General features: G+C 70.0%; 6 protein-coding genes and 1 pseudogene. 6 read left to right on the forward strand and 1 reads right to left on the reverse strand.

What is annotated here, in order from left to right:
* Positions 1-170: 170 nt before the first annotated feature.
* The gene (htpG, locus tag HUW62_RS43785; protein WP_176437830.1) at positions 171-2,138 is read left to right on the forward strand and encodes a molecular chaperone HtpG; all 1,968 of its coding nucleotides are present in this window, start codon (positions 171-173) and stop codon (positions 2,136-2,138) included.
* A gap of 157 nt (positions 2,139-2,295) precedes the next feature.
* Entirely contained in the window at positions 2,296-3,252 is a 957-nt protein-coding gene (locus tag HUW62_RS43790) for a hypothetical protein (RefSeq protein WP_163870061.1), read from the forward strand.
* A 164-nt stretch (positions 3,253-3,416) separates the two neighbouring features.
* Here HUW62_RS43790 and HUW62_RS43795 read toward each other — a convergent pair whose 3' ends face one another.
* On the reverse strand, positions 3,417-4,670 hold the full coding sequence (locus HUW62_RS43795; RefSeq protein ID WP_176437832.1) for an NAD(P)/FAD-dependent oxidoreductase: 1,254 nt from the start codon (positions 4,668-4,670) through the stop codon (positions 3,417-3,419).
* A gap of 190 nt (positions 4,671-4,860) precedes the next feature.
* On the opposite strand from HUW62_RS43795, the gene aroF reads away from it, so the two are divergent.
* From aroF to HUW62_RS43815, 4 genes and pseudogenes are all read left to right on the forward strand, one after another.
* Complete coding sequence (gene aroF, locus HUW62_RS43800; RefSeq protein ID WP_163870060.1) at positions 4,861-5,886, forward strand: 3-deoxy-7-phosphoheptulonate synthase; 1,026 nt, start codon at positions 4,861-4,863, stop codon at positions 5,884-5,886.
* 3 nt (positions 5,887-5,889) lie between these two features.
* Positions 5,890-6,906: an anthranilate phosphoribosyltransferase gene (trpD, locus tag HUW62_RS43805; protein ID WP_163870059.1), complete on the forward strand. Its 1,017-nt coding sequence runs from the start codon at positions 5,890-5,892 to the stop codon at positions 6,904-6,906.
* A gap of 59 nt (positions 6,907-6,965) precedes the next feature.
* A complete protein-coding gene (locus HUW62_RS43810; RefSeq protein ID WP_176437833.1) occupies positions 6,966-7,724 on the forward strand; it encodes an indole-3-glycerol-phosphate synthase in 759 nt (252 codons plus the stop codon).
* Positions 7,721-8,127, forward strand: a pseudogene (locus HUW62_RS43815) (N-(5'-phosphoribosyl)anthranilate isomerase); the annotation flags it as partial. The gene HUW62_RS43810 and the pseudogene HUW62_RS43815, both read left to right, overlap by 4 nt.

Below are 8,127 nucleotides of genomic sequence, written 5' to 3' on the forward strand. Positions count from 1 at the left end.
CCCATCTACCCTCCCCTGTAACCCACTCGAGGGGGGACCCGGGGGTCAGGCCTTCACGGGCCCGGCCCGGAGGCAGGCTCCCGGGCGCCCTCTCCTCGACAGGCTGTTTTCCATGGTTATGGGGAGACGACGCTTTGCCGCCCACCCGGGCGCCCGGAGGCCCTGTACCCATGACCGTCGAAGCTCCCCCCCAGCGGGAAACCCACGCCTTCCAGGCGGAGATCAACCAGCTCCTCAGCCTGGTCATCAACTCGCTCTACAGCCACAAGGAGATCTTCCTGCGGGAGCTGGTGTCGAACGCCTCGGACGCGCTCGACAAGCTGCGCTTCCGCGCGATTACGGAGCCGGAGCTGATGTCGGATGCGCCGGAGCTGGAGCTGCGCATCATCCCCGACGCGGAGAAGAACACGCTCACCATCGAGGACACCGGCATCGGCATGTCCCATGACGAGCTGGTGAAGAACCTGGGCACCATCGCCCACTCCGGCTCGCGCGAGTTCCTCCAGATGGCGACCCAGCGCGGGCAGAAGGACGTGCAGCTCATCGGCCAGTTCGGCGTGGGCTTCTACAGCGCGTACCTCGTCGCGGACCGGGTGGAGGTCGTCAGCCGCGCGGCGGGCAAGGACTCGCAGGCGTGGAAGTGGTCCTCGGAGGCCCACGGCTCCTTCACCGTGGAGCCCGCCGAGCGCGCCGCCCGCGGCACCTCCGTCATCCTCCACCTGAAGGAAGACCAGAAGGAGTTCCTGGACGAGTGGCGGGTGCGCTCGCTGATTACGCAGTACTCCGACTACGTGGGCCACCCCATCAAGCTCCAGGTGAAGAAGACCACCGGGACGGGGGACGACGCGAAGACGGAAGCGGCGCTGGAGGTGGTGAACAAGGCGAGCGCGCTGTGGCAGCGCTCGAAGAGCGAAATCACCGACGAGCAGTATCAGGAGTTCTACAAGCACCTGACGCACGACTGGGACGTGCCGCTGGCGTGGACGCACTTCAAGGCGGACGGCAACCAGCAGTTCACCGGGCTGCTCTTCGTGCCGAAGAACCCGCCGTTCGACTTGAACGCGCAGCAGCAGCGCGGGGTGCGGCTGTTCGTCAAGCGCGTGTTCATCATGGACCGCTGCGAGGAGCTGGTGCCGCAGTGGCTGCGCTTCGTGCGCGGCGTCATCGACTCGGATGACCTGCCGCTGAACGTGTCGCGCGAGCTGCTCCAGGACTCGCAGGTGGTGCGCGCCATCCGCAAGCACGTGGTGAAGAAGTCGCTGGACCTCCTGGAGAAGCTGGCCAAGGACAAGCCCGAGGACTACACGACGTTCTGGAAGGCCTTCGGCACGGTGCTCAAGGAGGGGCTGGCCACCGAGGCCGAGCACAAGGACAAGCTGGGCGGCCTCTTGCGCTACGAGAGCTCGCGCGAGGAGGGGCTCACGTCGCTGGCGGACTACGTGTCGCGCATGAAGGAGGGCCAGGAGGCGCTCTATTACATGTACGGCGAGTCCCGGAAGGCGGTGGAGGACAGCCCGCATCTGGAGGCGCTGAAGCAGCGCGGCTACGAGGTCCTCTTCATGACGGACCCGGTGGACGAGTGGGCCGCGCAGGGCCTGCGCGAGTTCCAGGGCAAGCCGCTGGTGTCCGCGCTCCAGGCGGACCTGAAGCTGCAGTCCACCGACGAGCAGAAGAAGGAGCACGAGCAGAGCTCGGAGGGGCTGAAGGGACTCACCGCGAGGATGAAGGACGTGCTGCAGGACTCGGTGCGTGAGGTGCGGGTGTCGGACCGGCTCACGGACTCGCCGGTGTGCCTGGTGGTGCCGGAGGGAGGCTCTCCGGCGTACCTGGAGCGACTGCTCCAGCAGCGGGGCAAGGGGACGCCGCGCATGAAGCGCATCCTGGAGATCAATCCCAAGCATCCGGTCATCGAGCACCTGAAGTCCGTGCACGAGAAGGACCCCGCGCAGGCGCAGGTGGCCGAGTGGATTGAGCTCCTGCATGACCAGGCGCTGCTCACCGAGGGCAGCACCATCTCCGACCCGAACCGCTTCGCGCGGCGGCTGACGTCGCTGTTGACGCAGGTGGCGGGTCAGGCCGCGAAGGCGCCGGTGCCCGAGGTTCCGGCCTCGGCGGCGACCACCCAGGCCGCGAGCTGAGAAGGCCTTGGCCATGGACCTCCGCCCGCTTTTCCGGGGCTGGAGGTCCGTGGCGGGCCTGTTCCGCCGACGTCTGGTGGACAGCGGCCGCGACCTTTCGCGCAAATCGGGGCCGCACCATTAGACAGCCATGTGAGTGATAGGGAATGATGGCCGGATGTCCCGAACCTCCTTCGCCGTCTTCACTTGCGACATCCTTCCGACGGCGGCCCCCTCGGAGCGCGCCGCCATCCAGGGAGTGGTCCGAGCCGAACTCATCAAGCCCCTGCGGCGCGTGCGTCAGCCGCTCGGCAACCAGTGGCTGGTGCGCTTCGATGACGGGGGCTTCAACGCCTTCGTCCTGGTGATGAGCACGCTGCGCGCGCGTCATCCGAATGCCTTCCGCTATCTGGTGGTGGGCTGGAACGACATGGGCTCGGTGGCGCTCTATCCGCTGGGTGGGGCCGCGCCCACGACGCTCAGCCTGGTGACGGCGATGGCGGCCGTGGCCTCCGGCGCGGATGAGCTGGCGGCGCCGCTGCTCCTGGCCTCGGGGCCGCTGACCGCGGACTCCTTCCCGTTGCAGTGGACGGAGGAGGCGAGCGACACGGAGGACCTGCTGGGCGCGCCGACGTCCAGGACGAAGCGGCTGGCGCCCACGGGCCCACTGCGCAAGGTGGGGCGCCCGAGGAAGGCGGCTGTCGCGGCGGCGAGCGTCGAGGTGGCGAAGGTCGCGGTGCGTGAGCCCGTGCCCGTCGAGGCCGCGCCTGTCGCCGCGCCCGTCGTGAGCGAGGCTCCGGCGAGCGCGGGTGAGGAGACGACGGGTCGTGCGCGCAAGAACGCCCGACGCAAGGCGGGTGGCGGCAAGGCGCGTGGGAAGCAGGCCACGAAGCGCGTGGGTGCGAAGGCGCGGGGCAAGAGCGCCGTGAAGAAGGCCCCCCGGGCGGAGCTCGCGGCGGCGGCGGCGAATCGGCGCAAGCCCAAGGCGACCAGCAAGCGGTCTGGGGGAGCGCTCAGCCGCAAGCGACGCGGCGCCACCGTGAGCGCCAAGCGTTCCACGGCGGGCAGGTCGGCGCCGAAGGCCAAGGCTCCTCGCGGGGCGGCGAAGCGCAAGGGCAAGAAGGGCGCTCGCTGAGCCGCTGATTGAACGCCGCGCTCGTCAAGACCGAGCGCGGCGCTCGTTGCCCCGGGGCTTGAGCACTCGCTGCGCCGAGCCCAAGTGCCGCTCTCTCTAAACCAAGGTCCAAGAGCACCGTTCGCACCTCGCGAGTGCGGTGCCCTCGGCAACCAGCTCCCGCGCTACGAGTACAGCCCCAGGTCCGTGAGCACGGCCTCGGCCGCGCGCCGACCCGAGCCCAGCGCCCCATGAATGGACGCGCTGTCCCGGTGGTCACCGCACACGTAGAGCCCGGGTGACAGTCGCACCGGGCGGTGCGGCGGCTCCAGCGCCTCCACCGTCTGCGCGGGCAGAGCGAACGGCAGCGAGTACGTTTTCAGGTGTCGCCACTCCGCCACGCTCGCGCCGAACCACGCCTTCAATTCCTCGCACACCCGCGCGCGCAGCGCCTCCACATCCGAGGACACACCCAGCACGGACACGGACACCAGCGACTGTCCTCGCGGCGCATACGCGGGGGACACCTCGCTCATCACCGCCACGTTGTTCACCACACCGCGGCCCTCGCCATTGAGCACCAGCCACGGCCCCTCCACTGGCGGCGCGGGCGCGGCGAAGTACAGGCACGTCACCGCGTTCATCAGCGGCACCGGCATTCCAGGCAGCAACCGCGCCGCGGCCGGCGGGTCCGTCGCCACCACCACCGCCTGCGCGCCCAGCATCTCCCCATCTTCGAGCCGCACCCGGTGCCCCCACACCTCCGCCACGGGCGTGTGCCCGCGCAGACAGCCCGGAGGCAACTTCGAGGCGAGCTGCTCGGGAATCGCGCCCATCCCCTGCTCCGGCACCGCCGCGTCACCCGAGGCGAACATGCGGAAGACGAACTCGAGGAACCGGCTGGACGTCATCAACGAGCGGTCCAGGAAGACGCCCGCCAGGAAGGGCCGCAGGAACCCCTCCACCATCTCCTCCGTGAAGCCCAACTCATCCAGGTAGCGCCGCGAGGTGCGCTGGGGACGCAACCACACGTCCACCTCCTCGCCCGAGCGCGCCTGCTGCCGCAGCTCCAACACCCGCAGCTTGTCCCAGAAGGTGCCGACCGAATCGAACAGATGTGCCAGCGCCGTCACAGGCTGACGCAGCGGGTCTACCACCGTGTGCAGCCGCCCGCCCCTCCACACCTTCGCGCCAGACTCGAAGCGCCGAAGCTTCAGCGCCGCGATATCCAGCGTCCGCTGACCTTCTGGGTACGCCGTGAGGTACACCTGGAAACCCCGGTCGAGCAGGAAACCCTCGTGCACGTCCGTGCGCACGCGGCCACCGGGTTCCGAGCTGGCTTCCAGGAGCATTACTTTCAAGCGGGATTGGACGAGCGCTCGCGCGCACGCCAGCCCCGAGAGTCCCGCGCCCACGACGATGACGTCCGGGTTCGACACGCGCTCTCCCACATCCACGCTGGGCCCCCTCCATGCTGAGCCGCCTGGAGCGCGAGCCGCAAGTGGCACCGCCGTCCGGGTTGCTCGCGAGCGAACACTGTGCGGAACTGGAAGGCGAGTCCTCGGTGGTCGAGGAGTCACAGCGCCGGGCTTCCCGGCGTCCAATAGCGGAGAGAAGGCGGGTATCCCCATGTTGATCGTGATGCGACCAGACGCGACGGCCCAGGACATCGAGCGTGTGAACGACGAGATCCGCCGTCGTGGCTGGCAACCGCACGCGATTCCAGGGGGCACTCGCACGGCCATCGGCATCACCGGCAACCCCGGTGCGGTGGAGCCAGAACCCTTCCGAGTGCTGCCCGGTGTCGCGGACGCCGTCTCCATCTCCCAGCCCTTCAAGCTCGTCAGCCGCGAGGTGAAGCCGGAGGACACGCAGCTGCGCGTGGGTGACCTCACCATCGGCGGCGCGTCGTTCCACGTCATCGCCGGCCCGTGCTCGGTGGAGTCACGCGAGCAGATTCTCTCCACCGCGCACGCGGTGAAGAAGGCGGGCGCCACCATGCTGCGCGGCGGAGCGTTCAAGCCGCGCACCAGTCCCTATGAGTTCCAGGGCCTCAAGGGTGACGGCCTGGCGCTGCTCATGGAGGCGCGCAAGGAGACGGGCCTGCTCGTCACCACCGAGGTGAAGGACACCGCGACGCTGGACGCGGTCGACGAGGCCACGGACATCCTGCAGATTGGCGCGCGCAACATGCAGAACTTCAGCTTGCTGGAGGCGGTGGGCGAGCGCCGCAAGCCGGTGCTGCTCAAGCGCGGCATGTCCGCCACCATCAAGGAGCTGTTGATGGCGGCCGAGTACATCGTCGCCCGAGGCAACACCCAGGTCATCCTCTGCGAGCGCGGCATCCGCACGTTCGAGACGATGACGCGCAACACGTTGGACTTGAACGCGGTGCCCATGCTCAAGGCGCTCTCGCACCTGCCTGTCTTCGTGGACCCCTCGCACGGCATCGGCGTGCGCAAGGCGGTGCCGGCGATGATGCGGGCGGCGGTGGCGGTGGGGGCGGACGGCATCATCGTCGAAGTGCACCCGGACCCGCCGCGCGCGAAGTCGGATGGAGCCCAGTCGTTGGACTTCCCCGAGTTCGAGAAGTCCATGAATGAAGTGCGAGCGATTGCGCGGGCAATGGGCCGCGAAGTCGTGTCGCTGGGATAGGCGATGACACTCAAGGAAGCGCTGGGCAAGGTGGTGAGCCGGCGCGACCTCACCCGCGAGGAGATGGCCCGGGTCATGGGCCTGATGCTCGCGGGAGAGGCATCGCCTGCTCAAGTGGGGGCGCTTGCGACGGCGCTCAAGATGAAGGGGGAGACGGAGGACGAAATCCTCGGCGCTGCGGAGGCCATGCGGGCCTGCGCGGCGAAGCTGTCTCCTCGGGCGGAAGTGGTGCTCGACACCTGCGGCACCGGGGGTGATGGAGCGCACACCTTCAACATCTCCACCGCGGTGGCCTTCGTGGCCGCCGGGGCGGGGGTGACGGTGGCCAAGCATGGCAACCGCGCCGTCTCCAGTCGGTGTGGCAGCGCGGACGTGCTGGCCGCGCTGGGTGTCTCCATGGAGCGCCCGCATGAGCGCGTGGCGCTCGACATCGACGAGCACGGGGTGGGCTTCCTCTTCGCGCCCTCGCATCACAGCGCGCTGAGGCACGTGGCGCAGGCGCGGCGGGACATGGGCTTTCACAGCATGTTCAACCTGCTGGGCCCGCTGACCAACCCGGCCGGTGCGCGCTATCAACTGCTGGGCACCTTCGACGGCAAGCGCGTGGAGCAGACCGCGCGCGTGCTGGGACGACTGGGCAGCCGGCGCGCGTGGGTGGTGCATGGCCACGACGGGCTGGATGAAATCTCGCCCTGCGCGCCCACCGAGGTGGCGGAGCTGCGCGAGGACGGCACGGTGCGGGTGTTCACCGTGAGCCCCCAGGACGCGGGGCTGGACGTGGTGCCTCGCGAGGCCATCGCGGGTGGAGACGCGGACGAGAACGCGCAGCGGTTGCGCGCGCTGCTGGCCGGCGAGCGCTCCGGGCTGCGCACGGCGGTGTTGCTCAACGCGGCGGCGGCGCTGGTGGTGGTGGGCCAGGTGTCGGACCTGCGCGAGGGCGTGCGGAAGGCGGAGCACGCCATCGACTCGGGGGCCGCTGCGCGCAAGCTGGCTTCGCTCATCCACGGGGCCGCGTCGTGAGCGGGGCACAGTCGGGAAGCACCCCGTCTCCGGCCGCGCCGGGGACGCTGGACCTCATCATGGCGCGCAAGCGACGGGAGCTGGCCCAGAGGCCTCCCCTGTCGCCGCGCGCGCGTCCCGAGCCGCGTGACTTCGCGGACGCTCTTCTGAGACGAGTACCGGGGCGACTGGTGAGCGTCATCGCGGAGGTGAAGCGCAAGAGCCCCTCCGGTGGCGCGTTTCCCCATGCGGACGTGGTGGCGGTGGCCCGGGCCTACGAGGCCGCGGGGGCCAGCGCCATCAGTGTGCTCACGGACGGGCCGGACTTCGGCGGCGCGCTGGAGGACCTCGTCGCGGTGCGAGCGGCGGTGTCGGTGCCGGTGCTGCGCAAGGACTTCCTCGTCGCCGCGCGCGAGGTGGAGGAGAGCGCGCTGTGGGGCGCGGACGCGGTGCTGCTCATCGCGGATGCGCTGGAGGATGGCGAGCTGCGGGAGATGCTGGCCACGGCGCGCGCGGTGAAGGTGGCCGCATTGGTGGAGGCGCATACGGAGGCGCACGCCGAGCGAGCCCTGGCGGCGGGCGCGGAGCTGGTGGGCATCAACAACCGGGACCTCGCGACGCTGAAGACGGACGTGGGCACGGCGCTGCGGGTGATGCCTCGGTTGCGTGCCCGTGCTCGCGCGCTGGTGGCCGAGAGCGGACTCAAGTCCGTGACGGAGCTGGTGGCGGCGCGCGAGGCGGGGGCGGACGCGGTGCTGGTGGGTGAGTCGCTCTTGCGCGACGCGGAGCCTGGACGGGCGCTGCGGCGGCTGCTCGGCGAGGAAGGCCTGACACCGTGAGCGTGCGGGTGAAGGTCTGTGGTGTCACCCGGCTGGAGGATGCGCGAGGCGCGTGGGAGGCGGGCGCGGATGCGCTCGGGCTCAACTTCTACGCGCGCTCTCCCCGGTGCGTGGACGTGGCCACGGCGGCGGCGCTGGCGAGGACGCGGCCTCCGCTGGGCGCGGTGGTGGGCGTGTTCGTCAACGCCTCACCGGATGACATCCGGGCGAAGGTGCGGGAGTGCGGCCTCACGGCGGTGCAGCTTCATGGGGACGAGCCTCCGGAGGCCTGCTCGGGGTACGGGGTGCCGGTCATCAAGGCGCTGCGGGTGCAGGGGCCGGATGATGTGGCGCGGGCGCGGACATATCTGGGAGTGGGAGACGTGGCCGGGCTGCTGCTGGACGGGGCGGCGCCGGGGTATGG

The organism is Myxococcus sp. AM011 (genome assembly GCF_013372595.1).
In the GTDB taxonomy this organism is placed as follows: Bacteria; Myxococcota; Myxococcia; order Myxococcales; family Myxococcaceae; genus Myxococcus; species Myxococcus eversor.